Origin of the sequence: Dyadobacter luticola (assembly GCF_005860805.1) — a bacterium.
Lineage (GTDB): Bacteria > Bacteroidota > Bacteroidia > Cytophagales > Spirosomataceae > Dyadobacter > Dyadobacter luticola.
The window spans coordinates 855,747-872,832 of the sequence record NZ_VCEJ01000002.1 but is presented as its reverse complement, the minus strand read 5'-3'; the positions used below and the strand labels follow the sequence as shown (position 1 = coordinate 872,832).

The window sequence follows — 17,086 nt, the reverse complement described above, 5'->3', positions numbered from 1 at the left end:
TTTGTTAGCTGTTAGCTGTTAGGCGCTTAGCTTTTAATGTTTAAATTTTTCTGTCTCAATTTGAAGCTTTCTTTTGCATTGTCATGCTGAGCGGAGTCGAAGCACGCTACTGACTTGGCAAAACGACATATGCACTTTGCTTCTTAACTTCCTTCCCAGCCAGAACAACCCTTCGACTCCGCTCAGGGTGACGGTGCTATTCCAGCTTCCGCAATTCATAAGTCACTTCCTTCGGCTCGCTGTTCAGGATGATTTGTCCCTCCAAAAACTTGATCAGAATGTTCTGGTCTTCCAGGCCTTTCACGTGGCGGCCCTGTTCATATTTACGGAAGCCGGTAATGTAAGTCTGATTCATCGGGCGGTATTGGAAAAAGTGTATCTCGTTCTTTTTCAAGATCATATTCCGCACTTCTTCCGACTGGCTAAACTGAGGCCCCTGCTTAATTTCGACGCCACTCTCCCATTCCCTTGCAGATGCAGCCGCCACTTCCTTATTCTCGGACATCAATACATAATATCCTTTTTTCAAACCCGCAATCCGCAACATCCGCGCATTGTCCACGATCCAGCCGCCCGATTTTGGAGTCGGGAGCGGCAGATACTGGTTTTGCACGGTGAATTTGACCAATGCTGATTCATCATCCGCCGGGATCACTTTTCCATTGGAAGCCGTGGATTTTTCTTTGGCGTAAGTGATAGCCGTCGTCGCTTTCGCAGCATCCAGCCCCAATGCTTTTTCAAGGATTGTCGCCAAGTAATAGTAGCCCAGCTCATTCAAATGCACGGTATTTTCAAGGATCACCGATTTCTTGCTGGTATTTAAAATCGGGTTGTAAATGTCGATATACTGCTTGTTGCGCAGGCTCGCCACTTGATATATCGCCGTAGAGTAAAGTTCAAGATCAGCATTGCGCTCGGCAACATGCTGGGCGGTATCATTAGACGCCACGGGGATGGTTGAAAGTAAAATCGTCCTCGCGCCGAGCTTGTCCAGCGTGTCCAGAAGTTTTTCTAAACCTTCTTTAAAATGCGGGATACCAGCTTTTCCGTCCTGCGCTTCCACGCCTCCGTAAGCCAGAAAAACCACCGTCGGCTGCGCCTTGGTAATGTCTTCCATCAAATGTTGATACGGCGTCGGCGGGTTGGTGTAGGTGCTGCGGCCTTCTCCCCAGACATTATCGCCTGTCCAGCCGAGGTTTCGGAATGTGATGCCTTTGTCCGAAAACCGGGTGGTCAGCGCCATTTCGAGGTAGCCGTATTGAAAATCGTTCTCGAAAATGGAGTTCCCCAAAAACACGACACGATCGCCGTCTTTGAGGTCAAACTTGGGTGCATTTGCAGTCGTGGAGCTTTGTCCCGATGCAAACCCACCCGCGAGGGTAAGAAAAAATAGAACAATGTAACCGGCAAAAACCGGCACTTTCAACCTAATCATGCAATTTGGGTTTAGAATAATACAATAATGAGTACTTCGGCGGGAAATTAATTATTTGTTGCTAAAAAGCTAACCTGTACTGTCAGTGGTCAAAAGCTTTTTACTTCGGGCTGCGCGGCGAGCTTCCGCCCGGGAGCAGGAATAACCGCGATCGTGATGACCGTCGCCAAAACCAGTGCCACGGACATTAAGGTATAGGATGCATTGAAGTTTCCGGTTTCGGTATTGAGATAACCTACCAGATAAGATCCTGCAAACGAGCCCAATGCGCCCAAACTGTTGATCAGACCAATCGCCCCGCCAGCTACATTCTTGGGAAGAATTTCGGCGATAGCCGCGAAAAACGGCCCGTAAGGCGTATATAATGCGCCTCCCGCTACCACCAACAATGCGTAAGAAAACCAGAATTTATCCGGCCCAAGCCATACCGCTCCGTACAAACAAATCGCCGCGATCAATAAAAATGGCCAGACAAAAACTTTCCGGTTGCCGCTTTTATCAGAAAAGTAAGACGCCGACAACATGCCGATCACTGCAAAAAGATAAGGTACCGCCGACAGCCAGCCGGTATTCACCATATTCATGTCCGGCGCCGCTTTAATGATCGAGGGCAGCCACATCACAAAACCATAAACTCCGACACTCCACAACAAATATTGCAGACAGAGTAAAATCACCTTGGTCGATTTGAATGCCTCTGCATAGTTCTTCACTGGTTTGATACCCGCCTGCTCCTCCTGCAATTTATTTTCGACGGCCAGTTTCTCCTCGTCCGTCAGCCAGGTGGCTTTCATCGGCCGCTCGTCGATCACTTTCCACCAGATAAATGCCCAGATAATGCCCGGCACGCCCTGTAAAATAAACATCCACCGCCAGCCCATCGAGTCGATCAGGTAGCCCGACAAAACCGACATCCAGAGCACCGTAACCGGGTTTCCGAGGATCAGAAATGTATTGGCGCGGGAGCGTTCTTCTTTCGTAAACCATTGACTCAGAAGAATTAACATGGCCGGCATCACCGCACTTTCCACCACACCCAGCATGAATCGAATGACGATCAATGTGGTCGTATCATTCACCATACCCGTCGCGGCGGCCAGTCCGCCCCAGAGAATTAAGGATATAAAAATCAGCTTTTTAGCGGTCCTCGTCGCCGCATAATGTGCCCCCGGAATTTGGAAAAAGAAGTAACCCAGGAAAAAGAGCGAGCTCAGCAGCGTAGAGGTATTAGGGGTAATTTTGAGGTCGTCGGCCATGCCACCGGCTACGGCGAAACCAAAATTCGCCCTATCGAGGTACGCGAGGCTATAAGTGACAAAAACGACTGGGATAATTCGGAACCATCTGCGAGGAGCTAATTGCTGCGTCATGGAATAATCAGAAAAGGAAGTGGTCAATGTCTTTTAAAAACATTTTGTCAGCCGATTCTACCGGGATAGGATGGTTTGCAATTAGTAAATACGCAGCCTTCAAATCTTATTTTAAAAAACTAATCCCTGACCACATGCGAAATGCTAAACTTTTCACCTGGCTACTGGCGGGTGTGACATTGACTGCCGCGCCGGGCTTTACTTCTGATGAAACATTTGAAAACCCGCAAAAAGAAAAGTGGGTGACATTATTCGATGGCAAGACCCTCAAAGGCTGGCATAACTACAACCAAACTGGCGTAAAAGGCTGGGTGGTGGAAGATGGCGCGCTGATTTCCGAAGGCACCGGCGGCGACCTCGTGACTGATAAGGAATACGGGGATTTTGAGCTGGAATTCGAATTTAAAATCCCGACCGGGAGCAACAGCGGGGTCGTATATAAGGTTGTTGAAAAGCCAGAAATCGCCCGCACGATTTTCTCCGGACCTGAATACCAGATCATTGACGATGCCAATTATAAAGTAAAAAACGCCGACGGAAAAGAAACCGGTCTGCATCCCGGCCAGCTCAGCGGCGCCAACTACGACATGAACCCACCATCAGACCCGACTGCATTCAAACCAGCCGGAACCTGGAACACCGGCCGCATCGTCGTGAAAGACAACGTGATCAAACATTACCTCAATGGTAAACTGGTGGTAGAATACACCTACGGAAACGATGAGTGGAAGACGAACCTGACCAAAAGCAAGTTCAAAGACTGGCCGTACGCGACGCCGCACGCGAAAGGAAAAATCGCGCTGCAAAATCACAATGCAAAGGAGAAAGTTTACTTTGGGACGATCAGGATTCGGGAAATTTAAGTCGGGGTCTTTTGCAGGATATACTTTTTGTAAACAAGCATTTTGCGGTTTGGTTGAAAGGTTAGGGCTCGGTCTTAACCTTTCAATCAATTTCGTAACACACGCATAATCTGCCTTTCTTACATTTGAATATTCGCTCTTAAACTTTCCCTCCGATGCGCATATTTCCCCTCCTTTTATTGCTGTTTATTTCTGCCTTTTCTTTCGGTCAAAGTCTGCATTTGGAGAATGATCCTGCTCAGTATCAGAACAATCTAAATGATCTAATCAAAGACAAAACCTTCGGCGGAATCTCGGGAATCGAATATGTGCCGGGGTTGAATAAATGGTATTTTATCACCGACGGCGTGGGAACCGGTCGTCCCAGCTACCTTTTTGAGATCGATGCAAAAACGCAAAATGGCCTACCTGACTGGACGAAATCGGCCGGGCATCCGGTGCAGGGACTTACCCAGTCGGAGGCGATCCGGTTCGACGGCGAGAAATTCTGGATCGGCACCGAAGAAGGTATAGAGCCGGGCGTGGTTAATCCCGACAGCAGTTTTGAAAAGGGCGCGTTCTCCATGATCATGCAGCAGGGACAAAACTGGGCGATGGACAAACCGTCTTTCGAGTACAGGTCCAAACTGAACAACCGCGGCTACGAGTCGCTGGCGATTGCCGGAAATGATACCGTGGCGACGATCAGCGAGTGGCCTTTTTCGGAAGACGGTCGCTATGCAAGATTGAAATTGATGAATTGCAAAACGGCGCCCTGCGAAATGATCGCCGAATATGCCTATGAGCTGGACATTAACTCCTGCAACGGAAACGGCCAAAAAGTGGACGGAAGCCTGGGAAATGGCATTTCCGAAATACTGTACATCGGAAATGGCCGCTACCTGATGATGGAAAGGTGCTTCACCGGCAGCAGCGGCGATGTTAAATTATATGAAACCCGCATTACCGCTGATGCCACGAATGTTGGCACGCCGGCTTTCAAAGAACTCGCGAAAGCGCCTTCATTCCGTCCGCTGCCGAAGCAGGAAGTTTTCAATTTTTCTTCGATCAAAAACATTAAAAAAATCGACAATCTGGAAGGCATGACCTGGGGGCCCGACCACAAAACAATCGCCGTCATTTCCGACAACAATTTCGAAGCAGACACTACGAGACAAAAAACGCAATGGTTTGTCTTAAAGGTAATTGGAGATAAGTAGAATGTAACCGAAGGTTGATTTTTAGTAAAAATCCAAAATTAGCCTGAAACATGAAAAAGCTCCTGATCCTCACTTTGGCTGTGGTTTGTAACAGCTGCTGGCTTGATCCATTCTACGATCGCTCTGCGGGAAAATTTTTGAAGGATGTTGTGCCGCTGGAAGAGTTCAATTCTGAGTTTGATGACTACAATTCGGATCTTCCCCACAACAAATCCGGTCATGTTTTTCTGACATTTTCCTCCAAACGCGAAAAGAAAGATTATTTCAACCTGGTATATATTCCGGCCGAATTGAAATATGACAAAAGGCTCAGTATCCAGAAAATTTCGAAAAGCGGCATTATCTATGACGATGTGACCGACAATGCGACCACAGCCGTATTTGCAAATACTGCTAATGGTAACTTTAATGTTTACGGTCCACGAACCATTTCCATGCGAAGAGACCTTGCTTCCGATGGGAACACGCCCGACGACGTACTGTTTTTCTACGCCGATGATTCTGAGGGAAATATGGAAATCAAATACATGGTCCGCGGCGCACATGGCTACGAAGGTCCGTTTAAATTCGACTTGCTCAACTCCCAGAAAGACGACGGTTATCCCACTTTTTCCTTCGACGGCGATAAGATTTATTTCAGCTCAAACCGGGACGGAAATTTTGACATTTATGAAGTGAGCATTGATGGTGCAGGTTATGATCGCCTGTCCACGGCCACCTTTATCAAACCCGAGAAATTTGCAATACGAAAAGTCGAAGAACTCTCCTCCCCCGCCGACGACAAGTGTCCTTACCTCTACGGCGACATCATGGTATTCGTCTCCGACCGTCCAGGCGGAAAAGGCGGCACCGACATTTACTACTCCAAACTCGAAAACGGCAAATGGTCGACGCCTGTCAACGCAGGCGACCGCATCAATACGTCCTTCAACGAATACCGGCCTATTTTGCCCTCGCTGAATCATTTCAATTATTATTTAATGATCTTTTCGTCTGATCGACCCGGGGGAAAAGGTGGGTTTGATTTGTATATGACGGGTTTAATCGACAGATGGTAAGCATCCGACAAATGACCATTGCCGACCTGCCGCTATGCCGGCATCTCGTCACCGAATCAGGCTGGAACCAGCTGGATGCCGACTGGCTGCGGGCGTTGGCGTTGGAACCGGACGGATGTTTCGTAGTCGAAGTAAACGGTGAGGGCGTCGCCACAGCTACCACGGCACGTTTCGAGAATATTGCCTGGATTGCGATGGTTTTGGTAGACAAAAAAATGCGTGGCCAGGGCATTGCGAAACAGCTTTTACAGCACACGATCAGTTATCTGAGAAATTTGAATGTGAAAACAATCCGTCTGGATGCGACAGCTTTGGGGCAGGGTTTGTATGAAAAATTAGGTTTCCAGGGAGAATATGAAGTCGTGCGGTTTGCGGGTATTTTGAATGTGGATTTACATTTTGACCAACACATTCATGAGTTGAAGTCCAGCATATCGATTCGTGATTTTGATTTTGAAATTACTGAAACTGCACGCGAGGAATTGCTTCAACATTTGATCGATGAAGCTGAAAAACCATTTTTTTATTCAACTGAAAATAAAAAAATAATCGGCTACGCAGGATATCGGGAAGGCCGAAATGCGGTACAGATCGGGCCGGTGATTGCTGTAAATCCAGTTGCTGGAAACGTGCTTTTGAATGCGATAGCTGCACACTTTCCCGGCCAAAATGCTTTCCTGGATATTCCGCTCGACAACAAGCCTGCCATCGACTGGGCGGAAAACAATGGTTTCACCGAGCAGCGGCGGTTTTTGAGAATGTATTTGGGAGACAAGGTTAATGACCAACCTGAATCTATCTGGGCAAGTTTCGGACCGGAAAAAGGTTGAAACTTGCCTGAGCGCTTCCATGAATTATTCGGTCCGCAAAGATTTGACAGGATCGGTCAGTGCGGCTTTCACCGATTCGTAAGCTGCGGTAACACCCGCTACCAGCAATGTTACCAACACCGAAATGAACAATATCCCCGGTCCGATCGGAATCCGGTTTTCATAGTCCTGCAACCAGGCTTGCATCACATACCAGCCCAGCGGCGCCGCGATCAGGAACGCGACACCAATCAGCAGGCCGATTTCTTTCCCAAAAATGCCCAGTATCCCCGACAAATTCGCTCCCAGCACCTTCCGGACTCCGATTTCTTTGGTTTTTTGCGACGCCATGAATTTAACCAGACCATACAATCCGAGACAGCCGATAAAAATTGCAATCACCGAGAAGGTTCGGATCAGTTTCAGCATCGTGTTTTCAAGTTCGTAGCTCGTCGCAATTTCCTCGGTCAAAAACGATTGCTCGTACATATAATCCGGAAAATATTGGCTCCAAAGCTGCTCAACCGATTTCATCGTCTTTCGCACATTGTTGGAAGTCAGCTTGATACCGCAGGTGTAATGAAAGTCGCGGTACGTAAAAATCGCCACGTGATCGACGCCATTTTTCAGTGATGTATTGTTCCAGTTTTTCAAAACTCCATAGATCGGCGCTTTTACGTCCCAGATCGACAGCATCTTCCCGATCGCGTCCTGCGGTCTTTTTATGCCCAGTTTTTCCAAAACCTTTTCATTCACCAGGTAACCACGGATCGTGTCGCTTTCGGGAATGTTCTCGCCGGCCAGCAAGGTCAGCCCGAAGGTCTGAATGTAGTGATTATCAGCGTTTTTTGTATTTATCTGCAAGAGTTCATCCTTCGGACGGTTATCATAATTGACGTTGGTAGAATTATTCGAGTTGGTTGTTGGCGAAAAAATGAAGAAACTGGCATCGGCCACGCCCGGGATTTCCATTGACCGCTGCCTAAAAGTTGTCTGGTTCACCTTATCAGGCGCCGGAATGCGGATGCTGGCAAGGCCCCTGGTTTCGTAACCTACCGAACTTGACAGCATATAATCGACCTGGTTATTGACGACAATCGTACAAATCACCAGCAACTGAATCAGTACAAATTGAAAAACGATCAGCCCGCGACGGAGCGAAATGCCGCCGATGTGCCGCGTGGTAACATTGCCTTTGAGCGCCAGAACCGGGCGAAAACCGGCCAGAATAGTGCCCGGATAAGAACCCGCCAGCAGCACGACAATGAAAAACAAACCGGCCAGAAAAACCCACAACATCGTGTCGGTAAAATTGACCTGCGCCGGCCAGCTACCCGGCTGTCCGAGCCAGTCGGATATGTGCGGCAGCAAAACGTAAGCGATCGTAAAACCGGTAGCCATCGCAAAAAGCGTGATCAGCGCGGTTTCGAGCATAAACTGGATAAAAACCTGGTGCCGCGTACCGCCAACTGCTTTACGCACACCCACTTCCTTCGAGCGGCGCAGTGCCTGGGCCGTCGCCATATTAATGAAATTAAAACAAGCCGTAATGATCAGAAAAATGCCGATCGCGCTCATAATGTAAATCCATTTCATCGGCATCGAACCGCGGTACCGCTCCGAATGATGCATTTCCTTGAAGGGTACGAGGTAGTGATCGTACGATTTGTAATCGTTGCCGTGGTATTTTTTACTTAATGCAACCAGCTGTTTTTCAGCAGTTTTAATATTATAACCTTCGGGCAGAAGTGTGAAACATTGTGTCCCGAAACTCACGCCGCCCCAGTGGTCCAGGCCGCTGCCACCGTAGCTGTATTTCGGATTGGCAACCAGCGTTTCGAACGAAACAAATGAAGTATAAGGCATATCGCTGGCCTCCGCGGGCTCGTCCACAATGCCGGTCACTTCCAGATCCAGCTGGTTGTTAAGCCTCACCCGCCTGCCGATCGGATTTTCCTTTCCAAAATATTTATCAGCAATCTTTCGGCTCAGCACAATTGTGTTGGGGCGCGACAACGCCTTTTTTGCATTGCTAACCTGCCATTTTAAGTCGAAAATGGAAAAGTATTCCGGCTGGACATATGCCATCGATGGGCCTTCTTCCTTGAATTTCTTGATCACTTTCCCATCATTGCCGAGCACGGAAAAAAATTGTCCCCAACCGGCAATGCACATACTGGTGGTAAACGATGGCATTTCCGTCCGCATGGCTTTCCACATCGGGGCGGGTACGCCGCGCGAGTAGGTGGTGCCGTCGAAGTGAAACTCGGTGGTTACCTGATAAATACGGTCAATGTTCTTATGAAAATGATCGTGCGTGGTCTGAAACCGGATAAACCAGAAAACCACCAGCGCGCAGGCCAGTCCTACCGACAGTCCGGCAATGTTAAGGATTGTATACAGGCGGTTTCTGAGCAGGTTGCGCCAGGCGATTTTGAAGTAGTTTTTGATCATGAGGAACGGGAATATCTGAGGCAAATCCGGTTTTATGACTTTGACAGTGTTCGCGTAAAATTTATGCCATTATCTCAATAAATTGTGTATCAATACTTTAATCCTAAAAAGCTGTTCATTTCTGAACGTGCATGTCCGGTATATGTTGAGAAGCTATTAAAATTATGATAAATTGGACTCTTCCTAAACCTGATTATGAAAATTCCATTAAGCTGCCTGGCATTTGCCCTGGCTTTCCTTTGCATTTGCAGTAGCCAAAAAGCCGCCGCCCAGGCGCCCAACCCTGGCTTTTCGCCCAAAAAAGCCGACCATATCATTCTGCTCGGCAACACTTTCGCCGACCGGATGCGGCACTACGGTTATTTCGAAACCCAGCTTCAAAGCCATTTTACGGAAAAAGAACTGACGATGAGGAATATGGGATGGAGCGCGGATGAAGTCGGTTTGCAGCCGCGGCCGCTGAATTTTCCCGGTTTTGGTGAAAAAACAACAAGACTTACCGAAGGCCAGAAAGAGATCAATTTCAAAAGTTTCACCCACGAAACCGAGAAGATCGTCATGCCAGTCGCGCTGAATTTCGCGGGGCTGAACCAGGATTTGAGAGACCAGAAAGCCGACATCATTTTCCTTTGTTTTGGTATGAATGAGGCATTTAAGGGCGCCGCCGGGCTGCCGGAGTTTGAAAAGGATCTGAATGTTTTCATAAAAAATCTTTTGTCAAACCAATATAATGGACGATCTGCGCCCACATTGATCCTCGTCTCTCCTATTGCTCACGAAAACCTGAGTGAGCATTATCCTGATCCTGCGGAGCATAATAAAAATTTGGCGCTCTACACCAAAGCAATGCAAAAAGCGGCTTCGGTGCAGAAGCTTTACTTTATCGATTTGTTCACGCCTTCGCTGGCGAAAATGCAGGCCAAAAACCAGACGCCACTCACCATTAACGGGATACATTTGAATGATGCGGGTTACCGCCTCGCTGCGGAGTGGATGGCCCAGTCGCTGGGTTTTGGCGGCAAGCCGGATTTTGATTCTTATTTTGGTAAAAAGCTGCGCGAAGTCGTCAAAATGAAGGATGCGCATTTTTTCTATCGCTGGCGGGCGGTAAATGGTGAATACATTTATGGCCGTCGCCGGGAGCCTTTCGGGGTGATTGCTTTTCCGCCGGAGCTGCGCAAACTGAACCAAATGACGGCTGCGCTGGATTCGGTGATCTGGGAGTTGGCCAAAACCAAAAATGTAAATGCCTATCAAAAAGCGCTGGACATTGTAGACCGTCGCGGCAAACCGGCTGACCCAACGTTGGTTACCGACATTCCGATGACGGGCCGGCAGGGAGAAGCTGCGAAAAAGATAGCCCGGCAGGAAAATTTGTTTTCGACTTCCACCGAAAAATTCACGCTGCCGAAAGGTTATGAAATTAACCTTTTCGCTTCCGAAAAAGATTTTCCGATTGAAAAGCCGGTCGCAATGAATTTTGACGCAAAAGGCCGCCTTTGGGTCGCTACGATGCCGACTTACCCGCAGTATTTCCCCGGCATTCCGGTGCACGACAAGATCGTGATCCTGGAAGATACTGACGGCGACGGCAAGGCGGACAAGCACACCATTTTTGCCGACGACCTGTATTTGCCGCTGGGTTATGAGTTTGGAAATGGCGGTGTTTTTGTCTCGCAGGAGCCAGATATTTTGTTCTTAAAAGATACTGACGGAGATGGGAAAGCGGATGTAAAAGAGGTGATCCTCAGCGGCTTCGGCTCGGAAGACAGCCACCACGCGACGCACGCATTTACTTACGGGCAGGATGGCGCATTGTATTTCAACGAAGGTACTTTCCTGAACACGCAGGTGGAAACACCTTACGGCCCTGTCCGTTCCTACGCCGGCGCCACTTACCGCTACGAACCGCGCACGGCGAAGCTGTTTCACTACATTTCTTACCCCTATTATAATCCCTGGGGCAGCATTTTCGACAAATGGGGCACGCACCTGATCGGCGATGCCTCCGACGGTTCCAACTATTTTGCGCCGCCGATGACCGGCAAAGTAGATTATCCCGACAAGCATCCGAGAACCGAAATGTTCACCGAAACCCGAGTGAGGCCGACCGCCGGAATCGAAATCATTTCCAGCCGGAACTTCCCTGACGACGTCCAGGGGGACTTTTTGGTTAATAACAACATTGGTTTTCAGGGTACGAAGCAACACCGCATCATTCGTGATAGCTCCGGCATTCGTGGCAAAGAAAGAGAAAACCTCCTCCAATCCTCAGACCCAAACTTCCGCCCGATCGACCTCGAATACGGCCCCGACGGAGGCCTCTACATTGCAGACTGGTACAACCCACTCATCTCCCACGGCGAAAACCCACCCCGCGACCCCGCTCGCGACAAATCCCACGGAAGAATCTGGCGGATCACTTACAAGGAAAAGCCGCTCCTGAAACCCACGGACATTTCGGCACAAAGCATTCCAGACTTACTCGAAAACCTGAAAGTCTACGAAGACCGATTCCGGTACCGCACGAGAATCCAGCTTCGAGAAAAGCCTGCCTCAGAGGTTTTACCAGCATTGAAAAAATGGACTGCCGCGCTCGATAAGAATAACCCGGAATACGAGCATCATTTGCTGGAAGCATTGTGGCTCTACCAGGATTTTGATATTGTTGAACCTGCTCTGCTAAAAACACTTCTAAACGCCAAAGAACCGCAGGCAAGAGCCGCAGCGACCAGGGTTCTACGTTTTTGGAGCGACCGTATCCCGGAAACATTGACATTAATGCAGACGAGACTAAACGACGAATCGCCACGGGTAAGACTGGAAGCGATCGTCGCCATGAGTTTTTATGAAAATGAAAAGGCAGTTTTGGCCGCAACCGACATTTTCAAATATCCGACCGACAGATACCTTGATTATGCGATCAGCGAGACTTTCCGCCATTTAAAACCAGTTTGGCTGGCGGCATTAAAACAAAAGAAAATCACCGGAAAAGCTGAAACGTATCTGCTGGCGTCGCTGACAGCCGAAGAACTTGCCGCGCTCCCGAAAACACCCGCAACATTAGCCGCAATCCGAACAAAAGCCGAAGAAGCAAAACAAAAAGCCGACGTTGCGAAAAAACCTGCCAACAAAGATGTTACTGAGCTCGTACTGAATACCATCGAGGCAAAAATGGCTTTTGACAAAAAGGAATTTCAGGTTCCCACAGGCAAAAAAGTCATCCTAATTTTCAACAATACCGATATGATGCCACATAACGTGGTGATCGTCAAGCCCGGAACCGAGCAAAAGGTAGGCGAAGCCGCCGACGCGATGGCAAATTTGAAAGACGGTTTCGAGAAAAATTTCATCCCGAATTCCGCGGACATTCTTTTCTCCACCCCGCTCGTGAACGCAGGCAAAAGTTTCCGTCTGGAATTTACTGCGCCGTCCCAACCCGGGGCGTATCCGTTTATTTGCTCGTTTCCGGGTCACTGGCGTGTGATGCAGGGGGTGGTGAATGTTGTTGATGCTAAAAATCCTTGAAGGTGCGCAAATCTTTTGTTAGATTACCTAACAGTTCATATCTTTATAAAATAGGTCGTGAAATTAAAATCACTCGACATGGAAGAAAGTGCTGATGTAAGCAAAAAAGTCGAAGCAATGCTGGCGGAGGGCCGGGTTGCGATCGATGATGCCCGTTCCTACCTGATCAGTCGCGGGGAAGTGGTTGATCTTTCGGAGTGGGTTACCATCAAGGAATATTGTAAGCGTTTCAATATTAAGAACATTGAGACGGTTTTGAATTGGATCAATCGCGGAATTGTGCCAAAAGAGAATGTTGTGATTGTCGAAGAGTTTAACAATACAAAGTTGATTAAAGCCATTCCATACCAGGTAGCCGCCCACGTTTCCTGAATGCAATCCTTCAAACAATCAGGGGTTGTGAGGGCTTTTTCAGCCGATTTTTGTGCGTCAAGTTCAAAAGCCATGCATTACTTCCGCACATTCCTTTGTTTCATTTTCGCAATCATATCTCTGATTCTACAACCGGTCAATGCTCAAAACAGCCGCAAATCGCAGGAAATTGACCAGTATCTCCGCGAGATACAGGCTAAAAGTAATATTCCCGGTTTCGCGATTGCCGTTGTCACCAAGGATTCTGTTATTTTTTCAAAGGGCTACGGCGCGGATAGTAAAGGCATACCGATTAATTCAAGATCGCCATTTGCTATCGCTTCGCTGAGCAAAGCTTTCACAGCGATGGCCGTGATGCAGCTCGCGGAGCAAGGAAAAATGAACATTGACAATTCGATAAATCAATACATTCCAACATTTAAACTCGCCGATCCGCGCGGCGCGAAAATGACGGTCCGCCAGGTTTTAAATCAGGTTAGCGGATTGAATGACAAGGTTTTTCCCGAACTCGCCTTTAAAACAGAGCCTGAAAATCTGGACAAAGCGATCGAGCGTCTTAATGATGTGAAGCTTGCGGATGATCCCGGCACCCGGTTTACCTACCATAATCCTAATTATCAGATTCTTGCCAAAGTCGTCGAGCAGGTAAGCGGCCAGCCTTTTGATAAATACCTGGAAGCGAACATTTTCAAGCCGCTTCAAATGTCGGGTACAAAGTCTGTTTCATCGACAAGTGCTTTAAGCAGTTCAAGTTCAGGCTTTTCTGATGGACACATTTTCGCATTTGGAAAAGCAATACCCTTGCACGAACCCGACTGGTTTATTGAAGGCGCAGCAGGCGTTGTTTCGACGGCGGATGATATGGCAAAATGGCTGCGGTTACAGTTGAATCAGGGAAAACTTGGAGATGTGACATTGCTGGACAGCACAACATTGAAAATGATGCATAATGCACCCACCGGGAAGCCTTACGGCATGGGTTGGTTTGTCGGAAAAGACGGTACGCTTTCACATAGCGGCATTTTGTGGACTTACAGCGCCGAGCAGATTATTACCAAAAATGGTTATGGCGTGGTGATATTATTTAATGGAGGGATAAATGCTTTTGAGGATTATCATGCATTTATTCAGGGAGTTACTGATATTTTGGAAAACAAAAAACCGGAAGTGCCCACATTTCCTGCGTGGGTTTTCCCGATTACATTAAATGTGGCTTTGCTTATTGGGATTTTCTTTGTCATCCTGAGGCTGTTCAGAATAGAACAATGGTACCGAAATCACCAAAAGAGACCTCGCTGGAAATCGCGGTTATTGCTGTTTTCACGGCTCGTGCCTATGCTGATTTTGGTTTTGCTCCCCGTACTGGTAACTATGCTAAGTGGCCGGGTTTTGAGCTGGCGAAGGATTTATCTGATGGCACCAGATTTTCTAACACTGTTCAGCATTGTGGCCCTACTGAATCTGGTGCTTGTTTTTAGCCGTTTGCTCAGTTTTAACGCACGCCCTTTAAAGCCAAACTAATCAACTCTGCCGTATTTTTAACATTGGCCTTTTTCATAATACTTGCTCGTTGATTAGCAACCGTATTTGAGCTGATATTGAATTTTTCACCAATATCTTTGCTGCTCATGCCTTCGATGAGGCATTTTAAGATCTGCTGCTCGCGTGGGGTGATGATGTTCCAGATTGATTTTCCTTTGATTTGCTCCACCACCGGACTGGGTAGCTGGTTGATGTTGCCGCCGTCATTAAGTAAATGCCTGATAATGACTGATGAAGCATAGGGAGGAAAGTAAAGTTCGCCTCTGGCAATGCTGCGGATGGCCGCCAGCATTTCGTCACGGCTGGTATCTTTTTGCAAGTAACCCGAGGCTCCATTCTTCGCGGATGAAATCATATAATCCGGGTTATTGTGCATGCTGAAAACCAGGATGTTAGCATCGGGGAACTCAGGAACAATCTGCCCGATCACTTCTATACCTGAGACGCGCGGCATCGTCAGGTCGAGTAGGATTACGTCTGGTTTTGTTTTTTCGACCATATCCCACACCTCGTCACCATCCGCAGCCTCACCGGCGATTTCAATGTCGTCCTCATCTTCCAGCAAAGAAATTATCCCCTGACGGACCACAGAATGGTCATCCACAACTAAAATCCTGATCGGCATGTTGGAAACGTTTTTTGCAAATATTAGAAATCCACCTTAACGATCAACCTTGTCCCACTGTTAATTTCCGAGATAATTTCCATTTCCCCATTCATCAGCTGCGCCCGCGTGCGGATATTTTCCATACCGTTGTGGTTATACGAAAAATCCTGGTACGGTTTCAAACCATTGAGATTGAAACCCTTACCATCATCACGCACTTCCAGCACCGCCCGATTTTCGTTCTGTTCCAATTTGATAATAATGTGATCGGCCTGGGCGTGTTTGACGGCATTGTTCAACGCTTCCTGCGCAATCCGGTACAAGCCCGTTTCCATCGCGCGGCCAAGTTCAGGCTCTCCTGTTGTTTTTTCTTCAAACTGAATGTTGATTCCCGATGAATTTCGCGTCTGCTCACACAGTAACCGCAATGCTGCGGCCAGCCCGAAATCATTTAATACAGAGGGCATTAGATTGAAAGAAACCTGTCTCGTCGTCTGGATCGTATCGTGAATCAGCGATACCAATTGGTCGAACCTTTTCTGATGCTTTTCGTCCGCAAAAGGCATGGTTTTGAGCTTTTCGGCATGTAGTTTAAGGCCGGTCAGCATCTGGCCGATGCCGTCGTGCAGTTCAAGCGCAAACCTTTTTCGCTCGTCCTCCTGCCCTTCGATCACCGCCGCCGCCCTGATTCGCTCCTCGGCCATTTGCAGCTGGTATTTTTCTTCCTGTAATTGTAAAAGGTCATTTTGGGCCGCTACCAAATGTTCATTCGCTTCTTTCAGCTTTTGGTTCGATAGCTGTAAAGCTTCTTCGGATTCGGTGAGCATGCGCACAACCCGGCGCGTCGTGTTCACTACCGGCCTGAAAATCAGCAGTCCTTCGGCCAGCAACACGAGGATCGTCATGATATCCAGTATCCACTCGATCCTTTCCAGATTTTCCAGCTTGGCAAAACTTTCCTTGTCAAACTGAAAGACAATGTTGTCCATTTTGGCAAGAAAAACCGGCTCATTTTTCAAAACAGCAACCAGCGCCTGATTTCTCGCGGGTTTGGAAATCGAATCTGTTCCGATTAATGCAAAGTCCTGATAGAGACTATCGAAAACCGGGGCAATTTCTCTGAACATCGAATCCAGTTTCGCGCTTTTCCAAGTCACAAAATCTTCATCCACAGGCAGTTTATTTTTTAACAAATGGTCGTGACTTAGTTTCCAAACTACCAGCAGCGAATCAAAACTCGCCGGATCATTTCTCGTTTTTCCGTCCGTTTCGATGATCGCCAGCTTGGTCAGCCTTTGACTTAACATCCGCTGCCTCCCCGCCACATTCACCACGCGGCTGTCGTGATTGAGCCCACTGATTGTCCTGCGGATCAGGAATAATCCGCTGATTGTCAGCATTGCTACCACACACAATGCCACCACATAGAAGCGGGTGAGGCTGCCGGCTACCCGGTTGTCGAGTCTTTCCATTCAATCATATCCCGATGTACACCAGGTTTTCTTTGACCATCACCGGAAACGTGCCGATCTCGTAATTTTCATCATTGAGGCACTTCCCGGTCTGCAATGAAAAGGTTTTTTTGTGAAACGGACAAGCGACTTTCGGCTCACCGTCCTGGCTTCCGATCATTCCCCGCGAAACCGCCATCTGCTGCCGGTGCGGGCATTGGTTATCCGTCGCAAACCACTCGCCGCGCCGGCTAAAATTAAAAATCGCGATTTGTCGCCCGTCAATCAGCGCGCAGCCGCCGCCATCTTCGGGAATATCATCGACGTGACAGGCTTTGTGCCAGGTTACTTTTTGGGTTGTTTCGTTTGAGTACATGGGAGTGGAATTTTGAATGATT

At 48.0% G+C, this 17,086-nt stretch carries 13 protein-coding genes; 7 read left to right on the top strand and 6 right to left on the bottom strand.

Going from position 1 to position 17,086, the window contains the following annotated elements:
- Nucleotides 1–196: 196 nt before the first annotated feature.
- Nucleotides 197–1,435, bottom strand: a complete 1,239-nt coding sequence (locus FEN17_RS03670; RefSeq protein WP_138363938.1) for a GDSL-type esterase/lipase family protein — start codon at nucleotides 1,433–1,435, stop codon at nucleotides 197–199.
- Nucleotides 1,436–1,524: 89 nt separating this feature from the next.
- Nucleotides 1,525–2,805, bottom strand: coding sequence for an MFS transporter (locus tag FEN17_RS03665; protein ID WP_138365258.1), 1,281 nt, complete (start codon nucleotides 2,803–2,805; stop codon nucleotides 1,525–1,527).
- Nucleotides 2,806–2,939: 134 nt separating this feature from the next.
- On the opposite strand from FEN17_RS03665, the gene FEN17_RS03660 reads away from it, so the two are divergent.
- The 4 genes from FEN17_RS03660 (at nucleotide 2,940) to FEN17_RS03645 (ending at nucleotide 6,755) form a co-directional block, all read left to right on the top strand.
- The gene (locus FEN17_RS03660) at nucleotides 2,940–3,668 is read left to right on the top strand and encodes a 3-keto-disaccharide hydrolase (RefSeq protein WP_138363937.1); all 729 of its coding nucleotides are present in this window, start codon (nucleotides 2,940–2,942) and stop codon (nucleotides 3,666–3,668) included.
- A 155-nt stretch (nucleotides 3,669–3,823) separates the two neighbouring features.
- On the top strand, nucleotides 3,824–4,867 hold the full coding sequence (locus tag FEN17_RS03655) for an esterase-like activity of phytase family protein (protein ID WP_138363936.1): 1,044 nt from the start codon (nucleotides 3,824–3,826) through the stop codon (nucleotides 4,865–4,867).
- Nucleotides 4,868–4,917: 50 nt separating this feature from the next.
- Complete coding sequence (locus FEN17_RS03650) at nucleotides 4,918–5,925, top strand: TolB family protein (protein ID WP_138363935.1); 1,008 nt, start codon at nucleotides 4,918–4,920, stop codon at nucleotides 5,923–5,925.
- An 11-nt stretch (nucleotides 5,926–5,936) separates the two neighbouring features.
- Nucleotides 5,937–6,755, top strand: coding sequence for a GNAT family N-acetyltransferase (locus FEN17_RS03645; RefSeq protein WP_229208677.1), 819 nt, complete (start codon nucleotides 5,937–5,939; stop codon nucleotides 6,753–6,755).
- Between the two features lie 24 nt (nucleotides 6,756–6,779).
- Here FEN17_RS03645 and FEN17_RS03640 read toward each other — a convergent pair whose 3' ends face one another.
- The gene (locus FEN17_RS03640) at nucleotides 6,780–9,188 is read right to left on the bottom strand and encodes an ABC transporter permease (RefSeq protein ID WP_138363933.1); all 2,409 of its coding nucleotides are present in this window, start codon (nucleotides 9,186–9,188) and stop codon (nucleotides 6,780–6,782) included.
- Between the two features lie 195 nt (nucleotides 9,189–9,383).
- On the opposite strand from FEN17_RS03640, the gene FEN17_RS03635 reads away from it, so the two are divergent.
- The 3 genes from FEN17_RS03635 to FEN17_RS03625 all read left to right on the top strand — a co-directional run bounded on the left by FEN17_RS03635 (nucleotide 9,384) and on the right by FEN17_RS03625 (nucleotide 14,609).
- Nucleotides 9,384–12,716: a PVC-type heme-binding CxxCH protein gene (locus FEN17_RS03635; protein ID WP_138363932.1), complete on the top strand. Its 3,333-nt coding sequence runs from the start codon at nucleotides 9,384–9,386 to the stop codon at nucleotides 12,714–12,716.
- Between the two features lie 78 nt (nucleotides 12,717–12,794).
- Nucleotides 12,795–13,088 (top strand): hypothetical protein, encoded by a 294-nt coding sequence (locus tag FEN17_RS03630; protein ID WP_138363931.1) that lies wholly within the window; start codon nucleotides 12,795–12,797, stop codon nucleotides 13,086–13,088.
- Between the two features lie 72 nt (nucleotides 13,089–13,160).
- Nucleotides 13,161–14,609: a serine hydrolase domain-containing protein gene (locus FEN17_RS03625; protein WP_171037831.1), complete on the top strand. Its 1,449-nt coding sequence runs from the start codon at nucleotides 13,161–13,163 to the stop codon at nucleotides 14,607–14,609.
- Here FEN17_RS03625 and FEN17_RS03620 read toward each other — a convergent pair.
- The 3 genes from FEN17_RS03620 to nirD are packed head-to-tail and all read right to left on the bottom strand — an operon-like array spanning nucleotide 14,581 to nucleotide 17,064.
- Nucleotides 14,581–15,255 carry a response regulator transcription factor gene (locus FEN17_RS03620; RefSeq protein WP_138363929.1) on the bottom strand — a complete coding sequence of 225 codons (675 nt, stop codon included), beginning with the start codon at nucleotides 15,253–15,255 and terminating at the stop codon, nucleotides 14,581–14,583. The genes FEN17_RS03625 and FEN17_RS03620 overlap by 29 nt on opposite strands.
- 23 nt (nucleotides 15,256–15,278) lie before the next feature.
- The gene (locus tag FEN17_RS03615; RefSeq protein ID WP_138363928.1) at nucleotides 15,279–16,709 is read right to left on the bottom strand and encodes an ATP-binding protein; all 1,431 of its coding nucleotides are present in this window, start codon (nucleotides 16,707–16,709) and stop codon (nucleotides 15,279–15,281) included.
- A 4-nt stretch (nucleotides 16,710–16,713) separates the two neighbouring features.
- Nucleotides 16,714–17,064, bottom strand: a complete 351-nt coding sequence (gene nirD, locus FEN17_RS03610; protein ID WP_138363927.1) for a nitrite reductase small subunit NirD — start codon at nucleotides 17,062–17,064, stop codon at nucleotides 16,714–16,716.
- Nucleotides 17,065–17,086 lie beyond the last annotated feature (22 nt).